This window comes from Agrobacterium sp. OT33 (genome assembly GCF_017313365.1).
Taxonomy (GTDB): domain Bacteria; phylum Pseudomonadota; class Alphaproteobacteria; order Rhizobiales; family Rhizobiaceae; genus Agrobacterium; species Agrobacterium rhizogenes_A.
Genome location: NZ_JAFLMZ010000002.1, coordinates 22260 through 47865, shown reverse-complemented (window position 1 = coordinate 47865; position 25606 = coordinate 22260). Strand labels below are relative to the sequence as shown.

Below are 25606 nucleotides of genomic sequence, written 5' to 3'. Positions count from 1 at the left end.
GGCGATATCCTTCTTTCTGAGCGCAACGACTATAATGCGACGATTTCCCGTCGCAGCATCTTCCAGCTTTCCTTGTCGGGGGCAGACAGGATGCCACCCGCCATTTGTCCCGGCCGATAGGGCGTATTGTCGAAACGGGCCGTATAACCGCCCGCCTCCTGATGAATGAGCACGCCGGCGAGGTGATCCCAAGGCATCAGCTTTTCATGGCCGATAAAATGCAGCTTGCCGGCCGAGACGAGCCAATATTCGTGCGCCGAACAATTCAGCGAAAACGCCATCCTGGTCTTCGCCATATTGGCGGCAATCACCGGACGGCGATCCTGATGGCTGTGGCCCCAGGAAAAGATGCCGACCATTTCGGACAACGGCACGGGATCGGCAACCCGGAGCTTCGCCTGCGAGCCGTTCCTGCGATTGAGAAACGCACCCTCGCCCTTCAGTGCAAGGATGGTATCGCCCATGACAGGATCGTGGATGATGCCCGCCACCGTTTCGCCCTTGACGGTGACCGCAAGCAGCGTACCGAAAGCGGGAAAACCGGAAGCATAGTTGAAAGTGCCATCGATGGGATCGATCACGAAGGCGAGCGGCGCATCGGCAAGGGCGGGAACGACGGACTGGTCGGCGTCATAGCTTTCCTCACCGACGATATGGGCCGTCGGAAACCGCTGCAACAACGCGGCGGTAATCGCCTTTTCCGCGAGAATATCGGCCTCGGTGACCAGATCGACGGCGGAGGTTTTTTCCGATACGGCGCCGGCGCCCAGGTTTCGGAAGCGGGGCAGGATGACATCGGTACCGGCAGCGGCAACGGTGGAAACGAGGAAGTCGATATCTTTATCGGAAAGGCTCATGGCGCGGGGCACTTCTTCATCAGGGAGGGCTGGCCTCCCTACGCTCTTCAGGTGACGCCCCGGTGACAGCAAGCGCCGAAAAATCAAAAAGCCTGGGATCAAGCAGATGCGAAGGGTTTACATGCGCAAGTGCCCGCAGCATCACATCCTTGCGGCCCGGCATACGCCGTTCGATATCCGCCAGCATCTCTTTCATGGCATTGCGCTGAAGCCCGTCCTGCGAGCCGCAGAGGTCGCAGGGAATGATCGGGAATTCCATCGCCGCCGCGAATTTCGCCATATCCTCTTCGGCGCAATAGGCAAGCGGGCGCATGACCATCAGGTCGCCCTCGTCATTCAAAAGCTTCGCCGGCATGCCGGCAAGACGGCCGCCGTGGAAGAAGTTCATGAAAAAGGTCTCGAGAATATCCTCGCGGTGATGACCGAGCAGCAATGCGTCGCAACCCTCCTCCCGCGCGATGCGGTAGAGATTGCCACGCCGAAGCCGCGAACAGAGCGAACAGTAAGTGCCGCCGGAAGGCACCTTTTCTTTCACCACCGAATAGGTATCACGATATTCGATGCGATGGGCGACACCGATCTTCGCCAGATATTCCGGCAGCACGTGCTTGGGAAAATTCGGCTGGCCCTGATCGAGATTGCAGGCCACCAGTTCCACCGGCAAAAGGCCGCGCCATTTGAGATCGAGCAGCAGCGCCAGAAGACCGTAGCTGTCCTTGCCACCGGAAAGACCGACAAGCCAGCGCTTCTGGCCCTTCAGCATGCCGAAATCTTCAAAGGCCTGGCGCACATTGCGCAGCAGCCGCTTGCGCAGCTTGTTGAACGAGACTGAGCGCGGCGCGTTGTCGAACAGTGGATGCGAGCTGCCGTTTTCCTCGGACGCATCCTGATCCGCCCCGATTGGTGCGGCCCCGGCCTGATCTACAAAGTCATCGATCTTGGTGAGAATGTTCATCATCCGCTCGCTCCGGCACGACTGCCGTTCTTCATGCAGGCAATGCCCCCATCCGCTGGCAATATCAAGCCCCGAATACCGACCAGCCGGTTTTCGTCGCCAGCAATTCCAGCGCCTGTGACCCGAGCGCCGAATTGCCGACCTTGTTGAGACCCGGCGACCAGACCGCAATCGACGCCTTTCCGGGCGCCACCGCCATGATACCGCCGCCGACGCCGCTCTTGCCCGGCAGACCGACATGATAGGCGAAATCGCCCGATCCGTCATAATGGCCGCAGGTCAACATCAGCGCATTGATGCGCCGCGCCCGGCGGTCCGAAACGACCGTGTGGCCGGTCAGCGGATTGCGGCCGCGATTGGCGAGGAAGAGGCCAGCGCGGGAAAGCTGAGCGCAGGTCATGGAAAGCGCGCACTGATGGAAATAAACACCAAGCGTATATTCCACCGGGTGGTGCAGATTGCCGAAGGAGCGCATGAAATTGGCGAGTGCGAAATTGCGGAAACCCGTCGCCTGCTCGGATTTCGCCACCGTATCGTCAATGCTGATCGTATCGTCGTCAGCGAGATAACGAACGAAGCGCAGAAGCTCGCCGATCGCCTCACGCGGCTGGTGGCCGGCAAGCACGATATCGGTCACCACGATGGCGCCCGCGTTCACAAAGGGATTGCGCGGGATTCCGTGCTCATGTTCCAGCTGGACGATGGAGTTGAAGGAAGAGCCTGAAGGTTCGCGCCCCACCCGGTTCCACACCGTCTCACCGGCCTTGCCGAGCGCCAGCGTCAGCATGAAGACCTTGGAGATACTCTGGATCGAAAACGGCACAAGCGCATTGCCGGCCGTATAGGTGGTTCCATCGACGGTGGTGATGGCGATGCCGAACTGGTTGGGATCGACCTTGGCGAGTTCGGGAATGTAATCCGCAACCTTCCCCTCGCCCAGTCTTGGCAGCATGCTGTCATAGATGGAATCGACGATACCCTGAATGTCCTGCATGCACAGCCTTCCCCAGCAAACAAAAAAGCCGCCCCGAAGGGCGGCTTTCTGAATACTGAAACGCGTCGATTAACGCGAGTAGAATTCGACGACCAGATGCGGTTCCATGACGACCGGGTACGGAACGTCGGAGAGAGCCGGAACGCGGGCGTAGGTCGCAACCATCTTGTTGTGATCAACTTCGATGTAGTCCGGAACGTCGCGCTCAGCGAGCTGAACGGCTTCCAGAACGGTTACGAGCTGCTTGGACTTCTGGCGAACTTCGATGACGTCGCCCGGCTTGCAGCGGTAAGAACCGATGTTGACGCGAACGCCGTTAACCGTGACGTGGCCATGGTTGATGAACTGGCGCGATGCGAAAACGGTCGGAACGAACTTGGCGCGGTAGACGATGGCGTCCAGACGCGACTCGAGCAGGCCGATGAGGTTTTCGGAAGTATCACCCTTGCGACGGTTTGCTTCGTCGAAAGTGGCGCGGAACTGCTTTTCGCGCAGTTCGCCGTAGTAGCCCTTGAGCTTCTGCTTGGCGCGCAGCTGCGTGCCGAAGTCGCTCATCTTGCCCTTGCGGCGCTGGCCGTGCTGGCCCGGGCCGTATTCGCGGCGGTTAACCGGGGACTTCGGACGACCCCAGATGTTTTCGCCCATGCGGCGGTCAATTTTGTACTTAGCCGATTCGCGCTTGCTCATCGTATTTCCTTCTCAAAAGGTTATGCCGGTCCGTTGCCAAACCGGTTTAAGGAAACACGCCCTCCTCTGAAGCCCGTTTCAGGGCCTCTGACAGGCTTCTCACATGCAAATGGAGAAACCACGGGACATGTCGGTGATATTGACCGCCGAACGTCAGCCTTTAAACTGCAAGGCAGTCAACAAAACACACCGGACATCACTGCCCGGCGTTGGGGCGGCTTCTATAGTCGTTTTACAAATTTGTCAAACAGCGCCTGCCGATTTTTTCTCGGCCCTGCCCTTGAAAAGATCGAGGGGCCACCCATTTACCCATCGTGATCAGAACTCGGGCCCCTCTGACGTGTTACCGGACAACACGTGATGTCGAGTTTCTTTAGGTTGGGGCCCACGTATATTCTTGACACACGTTCCCCATCCGCAAAGCCAACCTCGTCCGGCTAAAGGTTGACTGATGGAGTTTCTCCTCAACGATTTTCTCGGTACCCCCACATGGATGTGGGCGGTCTTCATTTCTCTCGTCCTTAGCCTCTTGGCGCTCGATCTCGGCGTGCTGCACAAGAATTCCAAGGAAATCGGCATTCGCGAAAGCCTGCTGATGTCCGGCTTTTACATCGCCATCGGTTTGGCCTTCGGCGGCTGGATCTGGTATCAGTCCGGCCAGCAATCGGCGATGGAATATGTCACCGGCTTCGTAGTCGAAAAAAGCCTGGCGATGGACAATATCTTCATCATCGCCATGATCTTTTCCTATTTCGCCATTCCCCGTCAGTACCAGCACCGCGTCCTGCTCTGGGGTATCCTCGGCGTCATCATCCTGCGCGGCATCATGATTGCCGGCGGTGCGGCCATCGTCGAAAACTTCCACTGGGTGCTTTATCTCTTTGCGGCCTTCCTCGTCTTCACGGGCCTCAAGATGCTGTTCTCGTCCGACCATGACGAGGCCGATATCGGCAATAACCGCATCCTGAAATTCCTGCGCAGCCGCCTGCCGGTGACGGAGAAGCTGCATGGCGAGAAATTCTTCGTCAAGGAAACGGATGCGACCACCGGCAAGCTCAAGACCTTCGTGACACCGCTCTTCCTGGCGCTCATCATGGTTGAAATCGCCGATCTGATCTTCGCGGTCGATTCGATCCCGGCGATCTTCGCGATCACCACCGATCCGTTTATCGTCTACACCTCGAACATCTTCGCGATTCTTGGCCTGCGCGCCCTCTATTTTGCGCTCGCCGCCCTGATCCACCGCTTCGCTTATCTGAAATATGCGCTGGCTGCGGTTCTGGTCTTCGTCGGTTCGAAAATCTTCGTCGCCGATATGCTCGGCATCGCCAAGATCCCGCCCGCCGTCTCACTCGGCGTCACGGTCACCATCCTCGCAACCGGCATCATCGGTTCGCTGATCGCGACGCGAAAGGAAGTGAAGGCAGTCGAGTAATGATGAGCAAGGAGGAGGCGGTGACGCCTCCTCTTTCTTTTTTGATAGTGAAAATATAAACTTCGTACTATTGCTGCCGAGACGAAAATCTATTTGCTCCGATATAAGAAACTCATTGCGTTAAAATGACCTTTGAACCCGTAGATCAGGCCATTTCCGAACAGAAATTCTGGCGCGCGAAGGAAATCCTTCAAGGCAGGCTCAGCCATCCTGAAGTCAATCTGGCGCTGTTTCAAAAATATGGCGAAGTGCTGCTTGAGATGAATGATCTCATCGAAGCGGGGCGTATGTTGTTCTGCTCGGGCGCAAGGGACGAGCGCTTCCGGGAAGCGATTGATATCTTCCTCTCAAGAAATGACAGGCGCGAACCGCAACGCTTTCTGGCGCGGTTGCCCTCTTCCATGAGACGGCAACGGCATCTGGCGGAGTTTATCGCTTCGCCGGAATTCGAACGCAGCGGATGGACCGCGGCGCAGCTCTCCCACATCCTTCCAATACAAACGGATATCGGCGCTCGTCCCTATCAACGGTCGCATCGCATGACCTCGATATTGGTGATCGTCTCTTTGGTTTGCGTCCTGGCCCTCAGCCTTGTCGGCCTCTACGCGACAATCGGCTCCGCAATGCGGCTTTTTGCAGAATAGCGATTACTCCGCCGCAAGCCGCGCATCATCCTCAGCCGCATCCGCATCGCCGGGTGCGGTTTTTGCGTCGAGATCGGGAAACGCCACGATGCGCTTGCCGGAGAAATCGGCATGCACCACCACGAGCTCCTTCTCCTCGAAATAACCGAGGAGACGCCGCGCGCGGCGGGCGGAATGGGTGCCATAGGCGCGGGCAATGCGGGCATCCGACGGGCAAGGCTCTTCACCCAGCGCTGCCTTGACGAGCAGCAGGAAAACGCCCTGCAGATCGTCGGAAACCGACATGGACAATTCCAGCGCCTTTTCCCAGCCTTCGCTTGCCGCCATCGCCGCATCCACGCCGGAGCGGGCAATCGCCACCTGCCGGCGGAATTCCGCCAGTGTCATCGGCGTGCCGGGAATGCGACGCATACGGGCGCGCACCAGAAAATCCTGATAAAGCACGGCATCCGTGCGATAGGCTGATTGCGGATCGTCGAGAATTTCAACGAGAACCGCACCGATCTTTTCCTCGCGCTCTTCCGGCGTCAGTTCCGGCTGACCTGCACGCGGCGATTGCTCCGGTGTAGGGCCGACGGCGGCGGGAGTGGAACGGGAGAGCTCTGCCAGAATATCCGTGGTCGGACGCGGCGCGGGCGGCGTGCGGCGCACGGCGGCGCGCGTGAATTCTTCCGGGTCCGGCGTGAAGATCAGGTCTTCCACATCCTGGGGCGCATCTGGCAGCGGCATCAGCTTCGGCGAGGATGAGCGCGCCGAGGTTTCCACCGCCCCGATGACGATGGGCAGCGGGCGACGTGAGAGCGCCGGGCCGAGCGCCACGAAATTGCCGCGCTGCAGATCGCGGAACATTTCCGCCTGTCGCCGGTCCATGCCGAGCAGGTCCGCAGCGCGCGCCATGTCGATATCGAGGAAAGTACGGCCCATCAGGAAGTTCGAGGCTTCAGCCGCCACGTTCTTGGCGAGCTTCGCAAGACGCTGCGTGGCGATGACGCCGGCAAGACCGCGCTTGCGGCCACGACACATCAGATTGGTCATGGCGCCCAGCGACGCCTTGCGGGCGTCCTCCGTCACTTCACCGGCAACGGAGGGCGCAAACATCTGCGCCTCATCCACCACCACAAGCACCGGATACCAGAATTCGCGGTCGGCATCGAACAGGCCGTTGAGGAAGGCGGCCGCGGCCCGCATCTGCTGCTCGATATCGAGACCTTCCAGCGTCAACACGCAGGAAACGCGGTGCTGGCGAATGCGGTTGGCAATGCCGGCAAGCTCGGCTTCGGTGCGCTCGCCATCCACCACCACATGACCGAACCTGTCGGAAAGCGTGACGAAATCACCCTCGGGATCGATGATGACCTGCTGCACCCATGGCGCCGATTGCTCCAGCAGCCGGCGCAGCAGATGCGACTTGCCGGAACCGGAATTGCCCTGCACCAGCAAACGTGTCGCAAGCAATTCCTCGATATCGAGCTTGGCCTGCTGCCCGCCCGATAGGGTTCCCATGTCGATGCCGACCTGCAATGTTTAATTCCTCGTGCTGTATCCGATCCGGCCGATTCCCCTGGCGGCGGCCGAACATGCTCTTTACCAAAAAATCGCCGGTTGCGTCTGCCCCGTGCCGATAATGCACAGGCAATTGCACCGCCTCTAGGCAGCCCCGGACGAGACCCGCAAAAATGCAAGCCGCCTGCCGAACACATTCAGCATCAGCCCGATGATGACCAATGCGGCGCCGACCACTTCAAAGACGGTGATATGCTCCGCAAAAGCGAGATAGGCGCTGACGAAACCGACAATCGGCACCAGCAGCGAAAACGGCGCCACCGTTCCGGCCGGATAACGCAGAAGCAGGTAACTCCAGATGCCCGCACCGACAATCGTCGCACCATAGGCCATGTAGATCACCACGAGAGCCATCGTCGGCGTCGCATTGAGCACGCCTTCCGCAATCGCATCAGGTCCCTCCACCACCAGCGAAAGCAGGATCAACGGCAGAACCGGCACAAGGCTCGTCCATGCGACAAAGGAAACCGCATTCACCTGGCCGATGCGGCGATTGACGATGTTGCCGCAGGCCCAGGCAATTGCCGAGCCGACCCCCATCAGAAGCGGCACCAGGGCAGCGACCGTCATGCGTTCCACGCCGATGACCGCCAGCCCGCCAAAGGCAATGATCGCGCCGACGATCTGTGAAGGCAACGGCCGCTCGCCGAGAAACACCACGGCAAGCGCCAGCGTGAAAAAAGCCTGCGACTGCATGACGAGCGAAGCAAGCCCCGCCGGCAGGCCGAGCTTGATGGCCGGATAAAGCAGGCCAAACTGCACGAAACCCATCGCCATGCCGTACACGATCATATGCCGCCACGGCACATTGGGTTTCGGCAGGAAAAACACCAGCGGCACGGCAGCGAAGAAATAACGCACACCCGTCAGAAACAAAGGCGGCATGTCGGTGACGCCGACCTTGATGGCGACGAAATTGAAGCCCCACAAAAACACGGTGATCAGGGCGAGAAGTATATGCGGCAATGCCATTTTGTTATGTCCGAATTTCAGGCGATAGAGAGGTGCCTTACGGCGCGACCGCCCTCTTCCAGCCAAAGGCAATGAGACCGGCGCCGATCAGGAGACCGCCACCCGTGCGGTTGACGATGCGCTGAACCTTCGGCTTGCGGATCGTATTGCGGGCGGCACTTGCCAGAAGTCCATAAAGCGCCGCATTCACGGTGGCAAGCACCAGGAACGTTACCTCGAAAATCAACACCTGTGGCCAAAACGGCAATGTCGGCACGAGAAACTGCGGCAGGAAAGCCACGAAAAACACGATGCTCTTCGGGTTCAGCGCAGTAACGATATAAGCGTGCAGGAAAATCTTGAGCGGCCTTTCACGGCCGGTCACGCCCGTCCCTTCGGCGCCTTCTCCGCCAACCGGCGAACGCCACAGCTTGATGCCGAGATAGATGAGATAAGCCGCACCGATCCATTTAAGCCCGGTGAAAAGCGCCGCCGATGTCGCAAGCAACGCCCCGAGCCCCAGCATCGACGCCGTCATCGCGGTGAAATCCCCCAGCGCCACGCCCGTCACCGTCGCAGTGCTCGCCTTGCGGCCATGGCCAAGCGCGTAGGAAATCACCAGCAGGATCGTCGGTCCCGGAATGGCGAGCATGATGGCGGATGCGGCCACGAAGGCCAGCCAGTTCTCCAGCGGCATGATGAGTCTCCTTTGTCCGATTTTTGGGAGCAAGCCACGGAAATATTACTCTGGCAAGAGCTCCGTTTCCTGCTGGGCAAGACGGGCAAGTGCAGCCTCGTCGAAGCGAAGGACGACGCACTCCACCTCGCCCGCCCCAACGCGGCTGTAGAACCGTTGCGCGCCACTATTGTCGCGGCCGGTGGTGAAATCGAGCCGTGAACCGCCCTGTTCGACGACGATTTTTGCCGCCTCGCGGATCAGCGCTTCGCCGATGCCACGGCTTCTCGCCCGTTCGGCGACATAAAGCTCTTTCATGAACCAGACCGGGCGCAGCGCCACGCCGGGAAACATCTCGAACATTGAGAGAATGCCCAGAGCGCCATCGTCGACAGCAACAAGCATGATGCCGTGGCCGGAACGCAAAAATCGCCCGAGACGGGCACGCACCTCCGCCTCGCCAATCGCGCCCGCCCCCTCGTAATGCCGCTCCATGTCGACAAACACAGGGCAAAGCAGCCCGATATCGGCCGTCGTGACTTTTCGGATTCGCATGGAACTCCACTCCAAAAATACGATGAAAGCACGGGATCGCGACGGTTTCATAAAACAGATAGACAGCGTCGCCGGACCTTGCGGACCGGCGAAGCGCGGTTGCCCCAATCAAAACCGCGGTGCCCAGTAAGGCACCTCCCAGTCCTGACGCCGCTTCCGCTCGGAGGGCGCAAGACCGATATCGTCCAGCAGGCGTTCCGGCAGATCGGTAACATCTGCCGGCGGAGCACGCGGCACCATGGCCGCAACAAGCACCGTCTTCAGGGTTTTCCAGACGCCGAATGTGACGATCAGACGGTCGACCGCATCCGGCAGCGAATATGCTACCAATGGTTGATCATTTTGCATGAGAAATCCATCCCGGCGCGGCAAAGCGACCGGGTCCTTTATCGATGGAAAACGACATGCCGGAACGACGGACGCAGCAGACGGGCCACGCTAACGCACAATTCAGATGTCGAACGAAGTGAAAATGCCAAACGGCAAGGAAATCAGGCAATAAGCCTTATCGGAGGGTAATGCCTCGGAACATGTAACCACCGATGACCATGCCGGAAATGCCAGACATGCCGTTAAGGCGCATATTAAAATCGTCAGTCATTTCGCGCCTCCTTTTATAGCGGTTACACACGAGGAGCATCTTACACGAGATGCCAAGCGCGACAAGTGGTCGCAATCTCGAATTGTAAAAGTCAAATGGGATAGATGCAAAAATACAACAGAACTCAGGCTGCCGAAACGCTGAGCCCAAACCCCTGCATCAGCCGCCGCGTGGCGAAGTCCGGCTTGCCCGATGTGAAGACGGCGAAGTCGAAACCATCGGGATGTTCCGCATCCTGCGGCAGCGGCACCAGATGGCGCGCCCGCCGGGCGATCGCCTCGGCGGGGTCGAGCCAGTCCACCGGCCAGGGCGCCAGCCGGCGAAACACATTGGCCATGAAGGGATAGTGGGTACAGGCCAACACGACGATATCGGTGCGTTTGCCCTCACTCTCGATGAAGCAGGGTTCGATTTCGGCCAGCACCGTCTCGTCCGAAACCGGCTCGCCCCTGATCCAGCTTTCCGCCATGCGCGCCAGATTTTCCGAGCCCACGAGACGGACATGGCATTGCGTCGCGAAGGACTGGATGAGATCACGCGTATAAGCGCGCTTGACGGTGCCCGGCGTCGCCAGCACGGAGACGAGGCCGGAGCGGGTGCGCTCCGCAGCCGGCTTGATGGCGGGAACGGTGCCGACGAACGTCATGTCCGGAAACCGGGCGCGAAGATCGGCCCCGGCCAGCGTGAAGGCGGTGTTGCAGGCGATAATGCAGACTTCCGGGCTGTAGTCCTGTAGCAGTGTTTCGAAGAGCGAGAGAATACGCGTCTTCAGCGCCTCCTCTTCCCATCCGCCATAGGGAAAACCCGCATCGTCGGCCACATAGATGAAACCGCGCTCGGGCATCAGCACGCGCGCTTCGCGCAGCACGGTCAGCCCGCCAATGCCGGAATCAAATACCAGCACCGGTTTCAGCACATCGGCCGCGGCCTCACTCGTCTTCAGCATTCTCCCCGGTCCTCTCCGAATTGGCGCCCTCAGCCGACGGCACCGCCCGGCCTGACTGCTTTGGCCACTGCCGGGGGAAACGGTCGAGCGAATTGATCACGCCGCGGACAACGCTGATTTCCTGCTCGGAAAAACCCCGTCTCGACAGCACGGCACGCAGATTGTCGACCATTTTCGGCTTTTTTTCAGCAGGATGAAAATAACCGCGCGCGTCCAGCGCTTCCTCGATATGTTCGAACAGGCCGAAAACCTGCTCCTTGGTCGAAGGACGCTGCTCGACGGACTGGAAAAGCGTTTCCCCCAGATCGTCCATACCTGACTTCATCCATTCATAGGACATCAGCAGCACCGCCTGCGCAATGTTCAGCGAGGCAAAGGCGGGGTTGACCGGGAAGGTCACGATCTCGTCGGCCAGCGCCACTTCCTCGTTGGTCAGCCCCCAGCGCTCCCGCCCGAACAGGATACCGGTCTTTTCGCCAGCCTTGAATTTTGCCCTGAGCGTATCGGCCGCGGTGACAGGCGCCCGCACCGGCTTGAAACCGTAACGCTCGCGCGCCGTCGTGGCGTAAACAAAATTGAGATCCTTGATCGCCTCTTCCAGCGTCTCGAATACCCTGGTGCCGTCAATGACATGATCGGCCTTGGAAGCGGCAGCACGCGCCTTCTCGCTTGGCCAGCCATCACGCGGATTGACCAGACGCAGTTCGGAAAGGCCGAAATTGGCCATCGCCCGTGCCACCATGCCGATATTTTCGCCGAGCTGCGGCTCGACCAGAATGATCGCCGGGCCTTCCGCCAGAAGTTCGAGCTCGCTGTTAGTGCCTGCCATCGTCGTTTCCAGTCTTTTGAAGCGTCGCATCGATTTTCAGCCCGACGCGCTAAAGCGCGCTTCACTGGCACAGATCCGCGTCAAAATCAAAGCCGGCGCGGGGAAAGCCTGGACCAGCCTGCTGGCGAGACGCCCCTATTGCTCTCCCTTGATGATCGTCGCCATTTCTTCGCGCAGCGAATCCCTGCCCTCATCGCCAACCCGGTGAATATCGCTGATGACCGGCCGGCCGTCTTCCTCGATGACATCGAAATGCACCTCATCGACGGTTGCCTTCATTTCCGCCTCGTCCATGCAGGCCCAGAGCTTGAACTTCGCCGTCACGTCGGTCACGCCGTCCTTCACCGCGCCCGGCGTTACCGAGACATCCGCCAGCGGGCAGCCATCCTGCGAGTTCGTCACGACATCGTAACCGAAGGGATCGCCGGTCTCGCCGCTTTCCGCCTCGTAAGCCGGCTTCTTGGATGCTTCGCGATATTGGGCGACGAAGTCCTTGCTGAACAGGCTGGTCAGCATGTCCTCATCGAAAATATATTTCCAGTTTTCCGCATCGCCGGACCAGTTCTTCACGGTGATATCCATCACCTTCTGGACGGGATCGGCAGGCCCTGCCGCAAGGGCACTGTGCGAAAAGAGGACGGCGGCAGTCAAAAGCAGAATATTCCGCATGATGTGATCCCGGGATTGGCCCGACGGCGGGCGAAGCGATTCGCCTGACTGTATTCCGGCATTATGGTTTGGCAATGCGCAAAGCGTTATTGCGCTGCGCCAAAAAAGCGCCCCCCATGGCTTTGCCTCAGGCGCGTGCGATGCTATAGCCGCACCGGATATTTTTCCGACTATTGGCGTCAACAGGCGCCACAGCTTCGAAGGTGAGGAATTCATGGCAAAGATCAAGGTAGCCAATCCGGTCGTCGATCTCGACGGCGACGAAATGACCCGTATTATCTGGCAGCTCATCAAGGACAAGCTGATCCTGCCTTACCTCGATCTCGATATCGAATATTACGACCTCTCGGTTGAAAACCGCGATGCCACCAACGACCAGGTCACCGTCGATGCGGCACACGCCATCAAGAAGCACGGCGTCGGCATCAAATGCGCCACGATCACCCCGGATGAAGCCCGCGTCGAGGAATTCGGCCTGAAGCAGATGTGGAAGAGCCCGAACGGCACGATCCGCAACATTCTGGGCGGCGTCATCTTCCGCGAGCCGATCATCTGCAAGAACGTTCCGCGCCTCGTTCCCGGCTGGACCAAGCCGATCGTCGTCGGCCGCCACGCTTTCGGCGACCAGTACAAGGCAACCGATTTCAAGTTCCCCGGCAAGGGCAAGCTGACGATCAAGTTCGTCGGTGAAGACGGCCAGGTCATCGAGAAGGACGTCTTCGACGCACCGAGCGCCGGCGTGGCACTGGCCATGTACAACCTCGACGAATCCATCCGCGAATTCGCCCGCGCATCCATGAACTACGGCCTGATGCGCAAGTGGCCGGTTTACCTCTCCACGAAGAACACCATCCTCAAGGCCTATGACGGCCGCTTCAAGGATATCTTCGAAGAAGTCTACCAGAACGAATTCAAGAAGCAGTTCGACGAAATCGGCATCACCTATGAGCACCGCCTGATCGACGACATGGTCGCTTCCGCGCTGAAGTGGTCCGGCGGCTACATCTGGGCCTGCAAGAACTACGACGGCGACGTGCAGTCCGACACGGTTGCCCAGGGCTTCGGCTCGCTCGGTCTGATGACTTCCGTTCTCCTGTCTCCCGATGGCCGCACGGTCGAAGCCGAAGCCGCACACGGCACGGTGACGCGCCACTACCGCCAGCACCAGAAGGGTCAGGAAACCTCGACCAACTCGATCGCCTCGATCTTCGCCTGGACCCGTGGCCTCGCCCACCGCGCCAAGCTGGACGACAATGCCGAACTCGCAAAGTTCGCGACAACACTCGAAACCGTCTGCGTCGACACCGTCGAAAGCGGCTTCATGACCAAGGATCTGGCCCTGCTCATCGGTCCGGACCAGCCCTGGCTCTCCACCACCGCGTTCCTCGACAAGATCGACGAAAACCTCAAGAAGGCGATGGCGGCTTAAGCCTCGTTCTTTGGCAATGTCAAAACCCGGCCTCAGCGCCGGGTTTTTTCTTTGCGCCGTAAAGCTGAAACATCGGCATGGCCGCACGGGCCGACCGCGCCACCGTCTCCTCCAGTGCCGGCAGATCGCAGCGCACCCGTCGCACGCCGGATCTGCAAATCGCGGACCAGAAGCGAGAGCCATGTTTCAGCCAGCCCTTCCGGCATTCCCGCACATGCCCCCCCCCGGTCCCGCAGCACCTGAAAATACGCCTCAAGCTTCGGCATGATATGGTCCCTGCCGCCGTCGTCATTCAGACGAGAATGGTCAATGGTCCCATCAGCGAGCTTTTCAAGACGGTTTCCACGCAGCTGCCACAGGACTGGCAGGAAATGCGCGATCGTTGGGCGATGTTCAATATCATCCGAAGCCTGCTCACCACGCTCGCGTTCTTCTCGCGATATTTGCCGCAACAGAAAACACCGGCAGAGATGCGGCCGTCCAGCCAGAGCCGCAGCACGCGGAAAGCAACGAAAACCCGGGATGCAATGCCGGATTTTCTTTTTTTGTTCACAGTATCTTGATTAGATGTTGCACTAGGCGCAGACTCCGCTTCTGCACCGTGCCGTGGCCAGCATAACAATAAGACAAAGCTGAAGCAGCATCTACTTACACATAACTTGCCCGGCGCAGTCAAAACTTTACCGCAGCGTCAGTGCGATCTTTCGAGGAGCGTGAGAATAATGCTGCGGATTATAAAAACACACCGCGCCGGTGAAAAATCCATCCAGGTTTTTCGTGAGGCTGCGGCGATTTTGCTTGGGGAGGCAGAACGATGAGTGAGTTGATCTTCTACACCAATCCCATGTCGCGCGGACGCATCGCGCGCTGGATGCTCGAAGAAGTGGGTGTTCCGTATAAAACGGAAATATTGAGTTTCGAAACCTCGATGAAATCACCCGCTTACCGGCTGATAAACCCAATGGCCAAGGTGCCGGCCATCAAACATGGCGATACCATCGTCACCGAGGCGGCGGCGATCTGTGCTTATCTGGCCGACGCCTTTCCGGGTGCAAATCTTGCTCCGACGCCGAAGGCGCGTGGACTTTATTATCGCTGGATGTTTTTCGCCGCCGGCCCCCTGGAGATGGCGGCCAGCATGAAGGCAATGGGTTTTGAAGTACCGACCGACAAGCTGCGCATGGCAGGCTGCGGCAGCTATGCGGATGTGATGAACACGCTTGAGCGCGCCGTCAGCGAAAACCGCTTCATCGCCGGCGATCTCTTCACCGCGGCCGATGTCTATGTCGGCGCCCATATCGGCTGGGGGCTGCATTTCGGCACGATTGAAAAACGCCCGGCCTTCATCGACTACATGGCCCACCTCACCGACCGCCCGGCTTTCAAACGCGCCGCCCAGCTCGACGAGGAAGCGGCGAAGGATTTGCAGGCGACGGGATAATCGGCTCGCCCGTTTCCGGACGAACCAAGCATAGCCCGTCCGGAAATCGCCCATCGGGTCGATTTTCGCGACGGGTCATTCACCGGGCTGGCCGAGCGGCTCTCCGACCTCTATCGCATGCCCGTCCGGATCGTAAAAACGAAATACTCTCTGGCCCCAGGATTGCCGCTCCAGCGGATGGATAAGCTCCACATGCGGCCCGATATTTCGAAAAGCCGCGTCCACATCCGCATGTTCGAAATAAAGCAGCATGTTGCGTCTGCCATAGGCTTCCTGCGTATCCGGCGAGGTCCGCCAGATCGTTTCCTCAAGCGACCGCCCCTCATGGATTGCAAAGCCGGTTTCAAAGAGGACGAAGTTCCCGAAATCCTCCAATATCGTCAGCCCGAGCCTGTCACGATAAAACGCCCTGGACCGGTTTATATCGCGCACGAAAGGGATGGGATTTACAAAGCGCATCACATTCTCCCTTTCATGTCCCCGGCGCCCGGCCATCCGCGCCTTTCGTTCTTGCCTTTGAAGGTCAAAACAAAAAGGCGGGGTAAAACCCCGCCTTCATGAATTGTTCCGGATCATGCGGCCAGTGCCGCGGCCACCGCTTCGATGGCCTCCTGCGCCCTGGCGCCATCCGGGCCACCGGCCTGCGCCATATCCGGGCGACCGCCGCCGCCCTTGCCGCCAAGGGCTGCGGAAGCGGTACGGACGATATCGACGGCGCTGAAACGGGCTGTCAGATCTTCGGTTACGGCTGCGACAGCGCTTGCCTTGCCGTCTTCGGAAACGGCGATCAGCAGCACGACGCCGGAACCGAGATTGGCCTTGGCCTCATCGGCAAGACCCTTCAGGTCCTTGGCATCGATGCCCGACAGCGATTTCGCGAGGAAATTGACGCCTGCGACCTGCTTGACGTCGCTTGCGCCGGCATCCGATGAACCGCCGCCCATGGCGAGCTTCCTGCGCGCATCCGCAAGCTCGCGCTCCAGCTTCTTGCGCTCGTCGAGCAGACCCTCGACGCGCGACAGAACATCGCCCGGCTGTACCTTCAGCGAAGACGCCAGCGCCTTCACCCGCTCATCCTGCTCGGCGAGATAGGCAAGCGCACCCTGCCCGGTCACGGCCTCGAGACGGCGCACACCTGCACCAACGGCGCTTTCGCCGAGAATGCGGATAAGGCCGATCTGGCCGGTGGCGGCCACATGCGTGCCGCCGCAGAGTTCCACGGAATAGGGACGGTTGGCTTTCGCGCCATGCAGACCCGTGCCCATCGAGACAACACGAACCTCGTCACCATATTTTTCGCCGAACAGCGCCATGGCGCCCTCGGCAATGGCGTCATCGACGCTCATCAGGCGGGTGACAACAGGCGAGTTCTGCAGCACGATCTCGTTTGCCATATCCTCGACGACCTTCAGCTCCTCGGCCGACATCGGCTTCGGATGCGATACGTCGAAACGCAGGCGCTCGGGCGCAACCAGCGAACCCTTCTGTGCCACATGGGTGCCAAGCACTTCACGCAGCGCCTCATGCAGCAGATGGGTGGCGGAATGGTTGGCGCGCAGGCGCGAGCGGCGGTCATGATCGACCGTCAGCTGAACGGCATCGCCAACTTTCAGACCACCCTTGGAGACCGTGCCCAGATGCACGAAGAGGCCTTCGCCCTTCTTCTGGGTATCGGAAACGGCAAAGGCGCCGTTGTCGCCGGAGATCACGCCAGTATCGCCCATCTGGCCGCCGGACTCGCCATAAAACGGCGTCTGGTTGACGACGACCTGCACGGTCTCACCATCGGCAGCGCTTTCCACAGCCTTGCCATCCTTGACGATTGCCTGGATGACGCCTTCGGCGGTTTCGGTGTCGTAACCGAGGAACTCACTCGCGCCGAGCTTCTCCTTCAACTCGAACCAGACGGTTTCGGTCGCCTTGTCGCCGGAACCGGCCCAGTGCGAGCGGGCTTCCGCCTTCTGGCGTTCCATCGCATCGGTGAAGCCGGAGATATCGACGCCGATTTCGCGGGCGCGCAGCGCATCCTGCGTCAGGTCGAGCGGGAAACCATAGGTGTCGTAAAGCTTGAAGGCGGTCTCGCCATCCAGCATGTCGCCCTTGTGCAGGGTCGAGGTGGCGTCGGAGAGCAGCGACAGGCCGCGTTCCAGCGTCTTGCGGAAACGGGTTTCCTCAAGCTTCAGCGTCTCGGAAATCAGCGCCTCGGCGCGGACCAGTTCCGGATAGGCACGGCCCATCTGCTGCACCAGCGCCGGCAGCAGCTTGTAGATCAGCGGCTCGCGCGCGCCGAGAAGTTCGGCATGGCGCATGGCGCGGCGCATGATGCGACGCAGGACATAACCGCGACCTTCGTTCGACGGCAGAACGCCATCGGCAATCAGGAAGGCGGACGAACGCAGATGATCGGCGATGACGCGGTGGCTGGCACGCTTTTCACCTTCCGCCGGAACGCCGGTCGCTTCCACGGAAGCGGCTATCAGCGCACGGAACAGGTCCGTATCGTAATTGTCGTGCTTGCCCTGCAGCAGCGCCGAAATGCGCTCGAGACCCATGCCGGTATCGATCGACGGACGCGGCAGGTCGATGCGCTCTTCTTTCGTCAGCTGCTCATATTGCATGAAGACGAGGTTCCAGATTTCGATGAAACGGTCGCCGTCCTCTTCCGGCGAACCGGGCGGGCCGCCCCAGATATGATCGCCATGATCGTAGAAGATTTCCGAACAGGGACCGCAGGGACCGGTATCGCCCATCGCCCAGAAATTGTCGCTGGTCGGAATGCGGATGATGCGGTCGTCGGAGAAACCGGCGATCTTCTTCCAGAGGTTAAAGGCCTCGTCGTCGGTGTGATAGACCGTGACCAGCAGGCGGTTGCGGTCGATGCCGAATTCTTTGGTGATCAGGTTCCAGGCATGGGTGATCGCCTCTTCCTTGAAATAATCGCCGAAGGAGAAATTGCCGAGCATTTCGAAGAAGGTGTGGTGACGGGCGGTATAACCGACATTGTCGAGGTCGTTATGCTTGCCGCCGGCACGCACGCATTTCTGCGCCGAGGCGGCCGTGGAGTAAGGACGGCTTTCAAGACCGGTGAAGACGTTCTTGAACTGCACCATGCCGGCATTGGTGAACATCAGTGTGGGATCGTTGCGCGGCACCAGCGGGCTGGAGGGCACGATCTCGTGTCCGTTCTTCTTGAAGTAGTCGAGAAAGGTCGACCGAATTTCATTCACACCGCTCATGCCCACACACCGCTCACAGCTGGAGTCCATCATCGCCATCGGAAATGATGGCTATATTGCAAAATCACTGGCTTTTATCGTCCGCATAGTGCCCTGTCCAGCCATGCCGGCCCGCGGAGACGCATCGGCAAACAAAAAGGGCCGTGCGAGGCAAGTCGCAAGGCCCATTTTCATCAACCGTTCCGTCCGGAAATGCAGGCCCGACTTTCAGCATCGGGCTCGCTTCAGGGACAGGGTCAGCCTTCGTCGCCGTCGCCATCACCGGCTTCCGGGCCGCCATTCTGCAGGAAGCGGTCAGCGATCAGACCGGCATTCTGGCGCAGCGCCAGCTCGATCTCATTGGCCGTTTCCGGATTGTCGCGCAGGAAGGTCTTGGCGTTTTCACGCCCCTGCCCCAGACGCTGGCTGTTATAGGAGAACCAGGCACCGGATTTTTCGACGATACCGGCCTTCACGCCGAGATCGACCAGCTCACCGGTCTTGGAAACGCCTTCGCCATACATGATGTCGAATTCCACCTGCTTGAAGGGCGGGGCCATCTTGTTCTTGACGACCTTGACGCGAGTCTGGTTGCCGACAACCTCTTCGCGCTCCTTGACGGAGCCGATACGACGGATGTCGAGACGAACGGAGGCATAAAACTTCAGCGCGTTGCCGCCCGTCGTCGTTTCCGGCGAACCGAACATGACGCCGATCTTCATGCGGATCTGGTTGATGAAGATCACCATGCACTTCGACTTGGAGATCGACGCGGTCAGCTTGCGCAGCGCCTGGCTCATCAAACGCGCTTGAAGGCCCGGCAGGCTGTCGCCCATTTCACCTTCGATTTCCGCCCGTGGCGTCAACGCCGCAACGGAGTCGACGACCAGCACGTCAACCGCGCCGGAACGCACCAGCGTATCGGTGATTTCCAGCGCCTGCTCGCCCGTATCCGGCTGCGAGATCAGAAGGCCCTGCAGATCCACGCCGAGCTTGCGGGCGTAAACCGGATCGAGCGCATGTTCGGCGTCGACGAAGGCGCAGATGCCGCCCTTCTTCTGGGCTTCCGCAATGGTCTGCAACGCCAGCGTCGTCTTACCCGAGCTTTCCGGGCCGTAAATTTCAATGATGCGCCCCTTTGGCAGGCCGCCGATGCCGAGCGCGATATCCAGGCTGAGCGATCCCGTCGAAACGGTCTCCACCTCAACCACGTTTTCATTGGAACCGAGCTTCATGATCGATCCCTTGCCGAACGACCGTTCGATCTGGGAGAGCGCCGCTTCCAGTGCCTTGCTTTTATCCACCGATTTATCCTCTACGAGACGCAAAGAATTTTGTGCCATCCGAACCACCTTTAGGTTATTGAAGCCGCACAGGCAATGAAGCAGTATGGAAATGGTATGTACTCTATTTGTTCTCATTTCGCAAGGCTAAGCCAGCATATTGAAAACAAATAGCGATAAGTGGTTTGTTCTACTTTTGTTTTTTCCGGCTCCAATCGTGACGGCCGGACCGGCGCAAAAGTGATCGACCCGCGGTGAGGCCCGAATCGTCCGGCCTTTCCATGCGCGAAAGAGGGAAACGCAAGCGTGAAGAAAATACTCGTTCTGGGCGGCGCGCATATCGACCGGCGCGGCATGATCGAGACCGAGACGGCGCCGGGTGCCAGCAATCCCGGCTCGTGGATGGAAGAGGCCGGCGGCGGCGGTTTCAACGCCGCGCGCAATCTTTCCCGACTCGGTTTTCATGTCCGCATCATCGCCCCGCGCGGCGGCGACGTGACCGGCGAAGCGGTGGCGGAGGCCGCACGGCAGGCGGGCGTGGAGGATACGCCGTTCACCTTCCTCGACCGCCGCACACCGAGCTACACCGCCATTCTGGAACGCGACGGCAATCTGGTCATCGCACTGGCCGATATGGACCTCTACAAGCTTTTCACCCCCCGCCGCCTGAAGGTGCGTGCCGTGCGCGAGGCGATCACGGCGAGCGATATCCTGCTCTGCGACGCCAATCTGCCCGATGACACGCTGAAGGCGCTCGGCCTTGTCGCCCGCGCCTGCGAAAAGCCGCTCGCGGCCATCGCCATTTCGCCCGCCAAGGCGGTGAAGCTGAAGGAGGCGCTCGGCGATATCGACATTCTCTTCATGAACGAGGCGGAGGCCCGCGCCCTGACCGGCGAGACGGCGGCTGACGTCCGCGAGTGGCCAGGCATTCTGCGCAGGGCCGGGCTTGCCGGCGGCGTCGTCACCCGCGGCGCCAGCGAAGTGGTGGCCTTCAGCGAGACCGAAACGGCGATCCTCCACCCGCCCCTCATCCATGATGTAAAGGACGTGACCGGCGCGGGTGACGCCATGGCTTCCGGTTACCTTGCCGCCATCGCCGAGGGAAAGACGATTGCGGAAGCCCTGAGGCAGGGTGCGGCTGCCGCCGCCATCACCGTGCAATCGCCCTTCGCCACCTCCCAGGACCTATCAAAAGACAGTGTCGAAGCCATGTTGGGGCTTGTTCCCCAGGCCGAAATGCTGGCATGAACCCGCTTGTGTAAATTGGAACAAACGAAATGACCCGCCCCATCTCCCCGCTCCTTCCTATCGTCTATTCCCAGGAGGTCGCCGCCGCCAAGCAGCGCGGCGCGCCGATCGTCGCCCTTGAATCGACCATCATCACCCATGGCATGCCCTATCCCGGCAATATCGAGATGGCGGAAAGCGTCGAGCAGATCATCCGCGATCAGGGTGCGGTTCCGGCCACCATCGCCGTCATTCATGGCACCCTGCATATCGGCCTTGAGAAAGACCAGCTTGAGGCGCTCGCCCAGACCACCGATGCCATGAAGGTCTCGCGCGCCGATATCGCCTTCGCGATCGCCGAGCGCCGCACGGGCGCCACCACGGTTGCCGCCACCATGATCGCCGCCGCCCGCGCCGGCATCCGCGTTTTCGCCACCGGCGGCATCGGCGGGGTGCACAAGGGCGCTGAAGAAACCTTCGACATCTCCGCCGACCTGACCGAGCTGGCCAGGACGGGCGTGATCGTCGTCTGCGCCGGCGCCAAGGCGATCCTCGACATTCCGAAGACGCTGGAAGTTCTCGAAACCAATGGCGTGCCGGTTGTCACCTTCGGTTCTGAAGAATTCCCGGCCTTCTGGTCGCGCTCTTCCGGCCTGCCGAGCCCGCTCTCGCTGAACAGCCCGGCGGCGATCGCCAATTTCCAGGCGACCCGCGAACAGCTCGGCATCGAGGGCGGCATGCTGGTGGCCAATCCCGTGCCGGAAGAAGACGAAATCCCGCGCGAAGAAATGGAAATCTACATCAACCGCGCCATCTCCCATGCCGAGCGCGACGAAGTCACCGGCAAGGCGGTCACACCCTATCTGCTCGGCGATATCTTCCGCCTGACGGACGGCCGCAGCCTGGAGACCAATATCGCGCTGGTGCGCAACAATGCGCGGCTGGCGGCGGAGATCGCCGTGGCGCTGGACTAACCGCCGAGGTTGGGATCATCCTCAAGTTTGTGGGCGATGGTAGGGTTCGAAAACCTCTCATCCGTCATGCCGGACTAGATCCGGGGTGACGGATTGCGGATGATCCTACTTCGTCAAACGCCTCGGCGCTGGGGATATAGTAGTCAACAAAAAAGCCCGGAAAGCTTGCGCTTTCCGGGCCTTTGTTTTCCTGCCAGAACCCGGTCAGTTCTGCGCGACCGGCTTCACCAGCGGTGTCACGCGGCGGATGGTGACGCGGCGGTTCTGCTGCTCTGGGCCGAGCGTCTGGACCTTCAGGTAACGCTCGCCATAGCCCTGCGTCGCGAGGTTTTCCGGCGGGATGCCGTAGACATCGGTCAGCACGTTGGCAACGGAAGCGGCACGCTCGTCGGAAAGAACGAGGTTGCTTTCATCAGAACCCACGGCATCGGTATGGCCTTCGATCAGGAAGGTTTCGGCCGGGTTCTTTTCCAGCGCCTTGTTGATCGCGTCAGCCACCTTGCGCAGCGAACGGGCCTGCGCCATCGGAATTTCGGCGCTGCCGGTGGCAAAGGTGATCGTATCGAGGTCGATACGGCGCACCTTGTCGCGGATACGGGCCGAATACCGCACTTCGTCCAGCGAATAGACCCGCTCCACCGGCTCGACCGGCGGCTGCTCGAGGAAGCGGTAATAATCGCGGTCCGGATCGCTCGAGGTATCGATGATGTAGTCGCGGACGGGGATGCGCAGGCGCATCGGCGGCAGGTCGAGGCCCGGATCACGATAGACATAATCGCGGTCCGGATCGTCCATCAGTTCCGGTGCGTAGAACAGCACATATTCCCGACCGCGATCGTCGATGCGCGAGCGCTGGATCACGTCGCCATAACGGTTGCGGATCGTCACCACCTGCGTACCGTCACGGCGCTCCACGGTTTCGCGGACGCGACCGCCCGGCAGACGCTCGTAATAGGGCTCGCCGCCATCGCGGATGAAGCGCTGGTTGTCATCGCCACGCACCACGACACGGTCGCCGAACTGCAGGATGATCGGCGCATCGCGATCACGATCCCGGTCGCGCGGGCGGCCTTCACGTGGCTGCCATTCGCGCACGCCTTCCGGCCGCTCATATTGCGGACGGCGGTCGATGCGCTCGCCCTGCTGGGAGGTGATCGCCTCCATTTTCACAGGCGGCGGCGGGGTCTTGCCTTCGGCGGCACCGGCGCGCTGCGCCTCGGCGTCGGAAGTCGGAACCTTCACGTCACCGGCCTGTTCGCGCTCGCGGCGGCGTTGCTCACGGGCCTGATTGTTGCCGGAGCGTTCCACTTCCTTATCACTGTCGAGAACGGCTGCGCCCTTGTCGACCGGCAGAATGACGGTATCGGCGGTCTTGGACGGGTCCTTGGCAACCGCCTTGGCCTTGTCCAGTTCTTCCTTCGTCATCGGCGGCGCTTCCGTCTGCGGAACGGCGACCTGATTGGGAACGGGCTCGCCGGCAGGCGCCTGTCCGGTGGCAGCACCGCTCGGCGGAGGTGTCAGAGTACCCGGCAGCGGCGCTGCCGGCTCCGTCCTGCCCTGCCCTTCGGCCGGTTTTTCGGAAGGCTGCTGGCCCGGCGCAGGGTTAGGCTGGGCCTCCGGTGCCGGCGGACGCGCAGGGGTCGGCGCTTCCGTCGGAACAGGGGCTTCCTTCGCAGCGGGCTCGGGGGCTGCGGGCTTCTTCTCCGGAACGGCCTTTTCGGCCGGCTCGGACGCCTTCTCCTCTACCTGCGGCTTTTTCTCCGGCGTCGGTTTGGCGGGCTGTTCGGCATTTTCAGGGCGAGCGGCAGGCTGCTCGGCGGCAGGCTCCTTCGCGCGTTCCTTGCGCGGACGCTGCTCACCCTCGCCTGCTGGCTGCTCTGCACGCTCCGGCTTGCGGGGGCGCTCCTTCGGCTGCTGTTCGGCCGGCGCGGCCTCGGGAGCAGCTTCGGGCGCCGCCTCCGGGCGCTGGCGGGCGGGACGCTGTTCGCCTTCGCCCTGCGGCTCCTGCGCGCGCTCGGCGCGGCGCGGGCGCTCCTGTGGCTGTTCGGCCGGTGCGGGCTCCGGGCGGGCTTCGCGCTGCTGCGGCGCGCGCTGGGGTTCCGGCTGCGCTTCGCGCTGTGGCTCGGGGCGCGGTTCGGCGGGTGCGGCTTCCGGCTTCGGCTCGGGCGGGCGTTCACGCGGCGGTTCCGGTGCCTGCTCCTGTTTCTGCGGCTCGGCCTGGGGCTGCGCCTCCTCAACCTGCTTGCGCTGTTTGCGCAGAAGCTCTTCCGGGTTCTGTTCCTCCACGGCCTGCCCTTCCGGCTGCGCCTGCGCCAGAATCAGCGGGGTCTGGGGCATCTGCGTCTGCGCCCGTGCGGCTCCGGCAAAACCGGCAGCTGCCGGCTCCACCGCAATCGCCAGCGACATGAGGGGGAAAACCACCCCCGTCAGCAATGTGTTCTTCTTCAGCATCGGTGCTTCCTCATCTGCCATTATTGGTCGCTTGTCTCGCGACATCTTGAATCCGGCTGCGCGTGCAGGCGCTGGTCAACGCCTTACACACGCTTCGGTTCCCATGATGGACAAAGCCTTCTGTACTGGAAATGAACAGATCAAGGCGTTTTCGTGAAAGCTCTGCGGCACAATCGCGGTCACTAATATTGCAGTTGCATTTTTTGACCAACCGGACGAATAATTGCCTCGCGCAGAAGCGCCATGGGCAGCAAGAACACCCTGCCGCGCCTGCGCTCATGGCATCCGCACTGAAAATAACAACAGACTGCGGATGAACGACCAAAAGAGAGGATCGAAATGCCTATTTCCACCCGTCTGCTTGCAGCCGTATCGATTGCCGCCATCTCGCTGTTTTCCGGCGCAGCCCTCGCACAGGACAAGATCGTCATCGGCACCGAAGGCGCCTACCCGCCCTTCAACAACCTAGAAGCCGACGGCACGCTGACCGGCTTCGACATCGACATCGCCAAGGCGCTGTGCGAACAGATGAAGGCCGAATGCACCTTCGTCACCAATGACTGGGACGGCATCATCCCCGCCCTGCAGGCCAAGAAGTTCGACGCCATCATCGCGTCCATGTCGATCACGCCCGAGCGTCTCGAGAAGGTCGATTTCTCCAAGAAATATTACAACACCCCACCGGCCATCGCCGTGCCGAAGGATTCGCCGATCAAGTCCCTCGACGATCTGAAAGGCAAGTCGCTCGGCGCCCAGGGTTCCACCACCCACTCCAACTATGCCGAAAAGCACTTCCCCGATGCCGACGTGAAGATGTATCCGACCGCCGATGAATATAAGCTCGATATCGCCAATGGCCGTATCGATGCCGTCATCGACGATATCGTCGTACTTTCGGAATGGCTGAAGACGGATGCCGGCGCCTGCTGCAAGATCCTGACGCCGCTCAAGGTCGATGTCGAAATCAACGGCAATGGCGCGGGCATTGCGGTCCGCAAGGGTGATACGGCGCTCGCCGACAAGTTCACCGCCGCCATCGCCGGTATCCGCGCCAGCGGCAAGTACCAGGAGATCAACAAAAAATACTTCGATTTCGACGTTTACGGCGAGTAAGCCCGTTCGATCTGTTGAAATCTGGTGGCGGAAGGCTTGCCCTTCCGCCATTTTTGTTTGAAAACGTCACCATAACAATCACGGCGGCTTAAGACCGCGGGGGAAAACTGG

The 25606-nt window shown here is 60.5% G+C and carries 24 protein-coding genes; 8 read left to right on the top strand and 16 right to left on the bottom strand.

Translation table 11 applies throughout. The features are described 5' to 3' along the window. Nucleotides 1-29: 29 nt before the first annotated feature. The 4 genes from JZX88_RS04230 to rpsD form a co-directional block, all read right to left on the bottom strand. Nucleotides 30-857 carry an inositol monophosphatase family protein gene (locus JZX88_RS04230; RefSeq protein ID WP_206912666.1) on the bottom strand — a complete coding sequence of 276 codons (828 nt, stop codon included), beginning with the start codon at nt 855-857 and terminating at the stop codon, nt 30-32. Between the two features lie 19 nt (nt 858-876). Further along, nucleotides 877-1812: a tRNA 2-thiocytidine(32) synthetase TtcA gene (gene ttcA / locus JZX88_RS04225; protein ID WP_371741104.1), complete on the bottom strand. Its 936-nt coding sequence runs from the start codon at nt 1810-1812 to the stop codon at nt 877-879. Between the two features lie 64 nt (nt 1813-1876). Next, the gene (locus JZX88_RS04220; RefSeq protein ID WP_174031779.1) at nt 1877-2806 is read right to left on the bottom strand and encodes a glutaminase; all 930 of its coding nucleotides are present in this window, start codon (nt 2804-2806) and stop codon (nt 1877-1879) included. A 69-nt stretch (nt 2807-2875) separates the two neighbouring features. Next, nucleotides 2876-3493: a 30S ribosomal protein S4 gene (rpsD, locus tag JZX88_RS04215; protein WP_003520423.1), complete on the bottom strand. Its 618-nt coding sequence runs from the start codon at nt 3491-3493 to the stop codon at nt 2876-2878. Nucleotides 3494-3944: 451 nt separating this feature from the next. Between rpsD and JZX88_RS04210 the strand changes: the two genes are divergently transcribed. Together JZX88_RS04210 and JZX88_RS04205 are read left to right on the top strand one after the other, a co-directional pair. Beyond that, complete coding sequence (locus JZX88_RS04210; protein WP_206912663.1) at nt 3945-4928, top strand: TerC family protein; 984 nt, start codon at nt 3945-3947, stop codon at nt 4926-4928. 125 nt (nt 4929-5053) lie between these two features. Next, nucleotides 5054-5572: a hypothetical protein gene (locus JZX88_RS04205; protein ID WP_206912662.1), complete on the top strand. Its 519-nt coding sequence runs from the start codon at nt 5054-5056 to the stop codon at nt 5570-5572. Between the two features lie 3 nt (nt 5573-5575). Here JZX88_RS04205 and JZX88_RS04200 read toward each other — a convergent pair whose 3' ends face one another. The 8 genes from JZX88_RS04200 to JZX88_RS04165 form a co-directional block, all read right to left on the bottom strand. Next, nucleotides 5576-7093 (bottom strand): ATP-binding protein, encoded by a 1518-nt coding sequence (locus JZX88_RS04200; protein ID WP_110756936.1) that lies wholly within the window; start codon nt 7091-7093, stop codon nt 5576-5578. Between the two features lie 126 nt (nt 7094-7219). Continuing rightward, complete coding sequence (locus JZX88_RS04195; RefSeq protein WP_174031782.1) at nt 7220-8107, bottom strand: EamA family transporter; 888 nt, start codon at nt 8105-8107, stop codon at nt 7220-7222. A gap of 37 nt (nt 8108-8144) precedes the next feature. Beyond that, nucleotides 8145-8783: a LysE family translocator gene (locus tag JZX88_RS04190; protein WP_065115960.1), complete on the bottom strand. Its 639-nt coding sequence runs from the start codon at nt 8781-8783 to the stop codon at nt 8145-8147. A gap of 45 nt (nt 8784-8828) precedes the next feature. Beyond that, nucleotides 8829-9317, bottom strand: coding sequence for a GNAT family N-acetyltransferase (locus JZX88_RS04185; RefSeq protein WP_206912660.1), 489 nt, complete (start codon nt 9315-9317; stop codon nt 8829-8831). Between the two features lie 108 nt (nt 9318-9425). Then, on the bottom strand, nt 9426-9665 hold the full coding sequence (locus JZX88_RS04180; protein WP_206912655.1) for a hypothetical protein: 240 nt from the start codon (nt 9663-9665) through the stop codon (nt 9426-9428). A gap of 377 nt (nt 9666-10042) precedes the next feature. Then, a complete protein-coding gene (murI, locus tag JZX88_RS04175) occupies nt 10043-10864 on the bottom strand; it encodes a glutamate racemase (RefSeq protein ID WP_174029668.1) in 822 nt (273 codons plus the stop codon). Next, nucleotides 10848-11693, bottom strand: a complete 846-nt coding sequence (locus tag JZX88_RS04170) for an RNA methyltransferase (RefSeq protein WP_174031788.1) — start codon at nt 11691-11693, stop codon at nt 10848-10850. The genes murI and JZX88_RS04170 overlap by 17 nt, the downstream gene beginning before the upstream one ends. A 135-nt stretch (nt 11694-11828) precedes the next feature. Further along, complete coding sequence (locus tag JZX88_RS04165; protein WP_065115964.1) at nt 11829-12362, bottom strand: hypothetical protein; 534 nt, start codon at nt 12360-12362, stop codon at nt 11829-11831. A 214-nt stretch (nt 12363-12576) separates the two neighbouring features. On the opposite strand from JZX88_RS04165, the gene JZX88_RS04160 reads away from it, so the two are divergent. The 3 genes from JZX88_RS04160 to JZX88_RS04150 all read left to right on the top strand — a co-directional run bounded on the left by JZX88_RS04160 (nt 12577) and on the right by JZX88_RS04150 (nt 15232). Then, entirely contained in the window at nt 12577-13791 is a 1215-nt protein-coding gene (locus JZX88_RS04160) for an NADP-dependent isocitrate dehydrogenase (RefSeq protein WP_110757195.1), read from the top strand. A 77-nt stretch (nt 13792-13868) separates the two neighbouring features. Further along, nucleotides 13869-14354, top strand: coding sequence for a DUF1772 domain-containing protein (locus JZX88_RS04155; RefSeq protein ID WP_206912653.1), 486 nt, complete (start codon nt 13869-13871; stop codon nt 14352-14354). A 251-nt stretch (nt 14355-14605) separates the two neighbouring features. Continuing rightward, nucleotides 14606-15232, top strand: coding sequence for a glutathione S-transferase family protein (locus tag JZX88_RS04150; RefSeq protein ID WP_065115968.1), 627 nt, complete (start codon nt 14606-14608; stop codon nt 15230-15232). Between the two features lie 75 nt (nt 15233-15307). Here the strand turns inward: JZX88_RS04150 and JZX88_RS04145 are convergent, their stop codons facing one another. The 3 genes from JZX88_RS04145 to recA form a co-directional block, all read right to left on the bottom strand. Continuing rightward, the gene (locus JZX88_RS04145; protein WP_110757194.1) at nt 15308-15691 is read right to left on the bottom strand and encodes a VOC family protein; all 384 of its coding nucleotides are present in this window, start codon (nt 15689-15691) and stop codon (nt 15308-15310) included. 113 nt (nt 15692-15804) lie between these two features. After that, on the bottom strand, nt 15805-18468 hold the full coding sequence (gene alaS / locus JZX88_RS04140) for an alanine--tRNA ligase (protein WP_206912651.1): 2664 nt from the start codon (nt 18466-18468) through the stop codon (nt 15805-15807). Between the two features lie 236 nt (nt 18469-18704). Then, nucleotides 18705-19790: a recombinase RecA gene (recA, locus tag JZX88_RS04135; protein ID WP_065115971.1), complete on the bottom strand. Its 1086-nt coding sequence runs from the start codon at nt 19788-19790 to the stop codon at nt 18705-18707. Between the two features lie 246 nt (nt 19791-20036). On the opposite strand from recA, the gene JZX88_RS04130 reads away from it, so the two are divergent. Together JZX88_RS04130 and JZX88_RS04125 are read left to right on the top strand one after the other, a co-directional pair. Further along, entirely contained in the window at nt 20037-20978 is a 942-nt protein-coding gene (locus tag JZX88_RS04130; protein ID WP_110756926.1) for a carbohydrate kinase family protein, read from the top strand. Between the two features lie 29 nt (nt 20979-21007). Then, on the top strand, nt 21008-21931 hold the full coding sequence (locus JZX88_RS04125; RefSeq protein WP_206912648.1) for a pseudouridine-5'-phosphate glycosidase: 924 nt from the start codon (nt 21008-21010) through the stop codon (nt 21929-21931). A gap of 204 nt (nt 21932-22135) precedes the next feature. Here the strand turns inward: JZX88_RS04125 and JZX88_RS04120 are convergent, their stop codons facing one another. Next, nucleotides 22136-24382, bottom strand: a complete 2247-nt coding sequence (locus JZX88_RS04120) for an OmpA family protein (RefSeq protein ID WP_206912644.1) — start codon at nt 24380-24382, stop codon at nt 22136-22138. Nucleotides 24383-24721: 339 nt separating this feature from the next. On the opposite strand from JZX88_RS04120, the gene JZX88_RS04115 reads away from it, so the two are divergent. Continuing rightward, nucleotides 24722-25495 carry an ABC transporter substrate-binding protein gene (locus JZX88_RS04115; protein WP_065115973.1) on the top strand — a complete coding sequence of 258 codons (774 nt, stop codon included), beginning with the start codon at nt 24722-24724 and terminating at the stop codon, nt 25493-25495. The last annotated feature ends 111 nt before the right edge of the window (nt 25496-25606 follow it).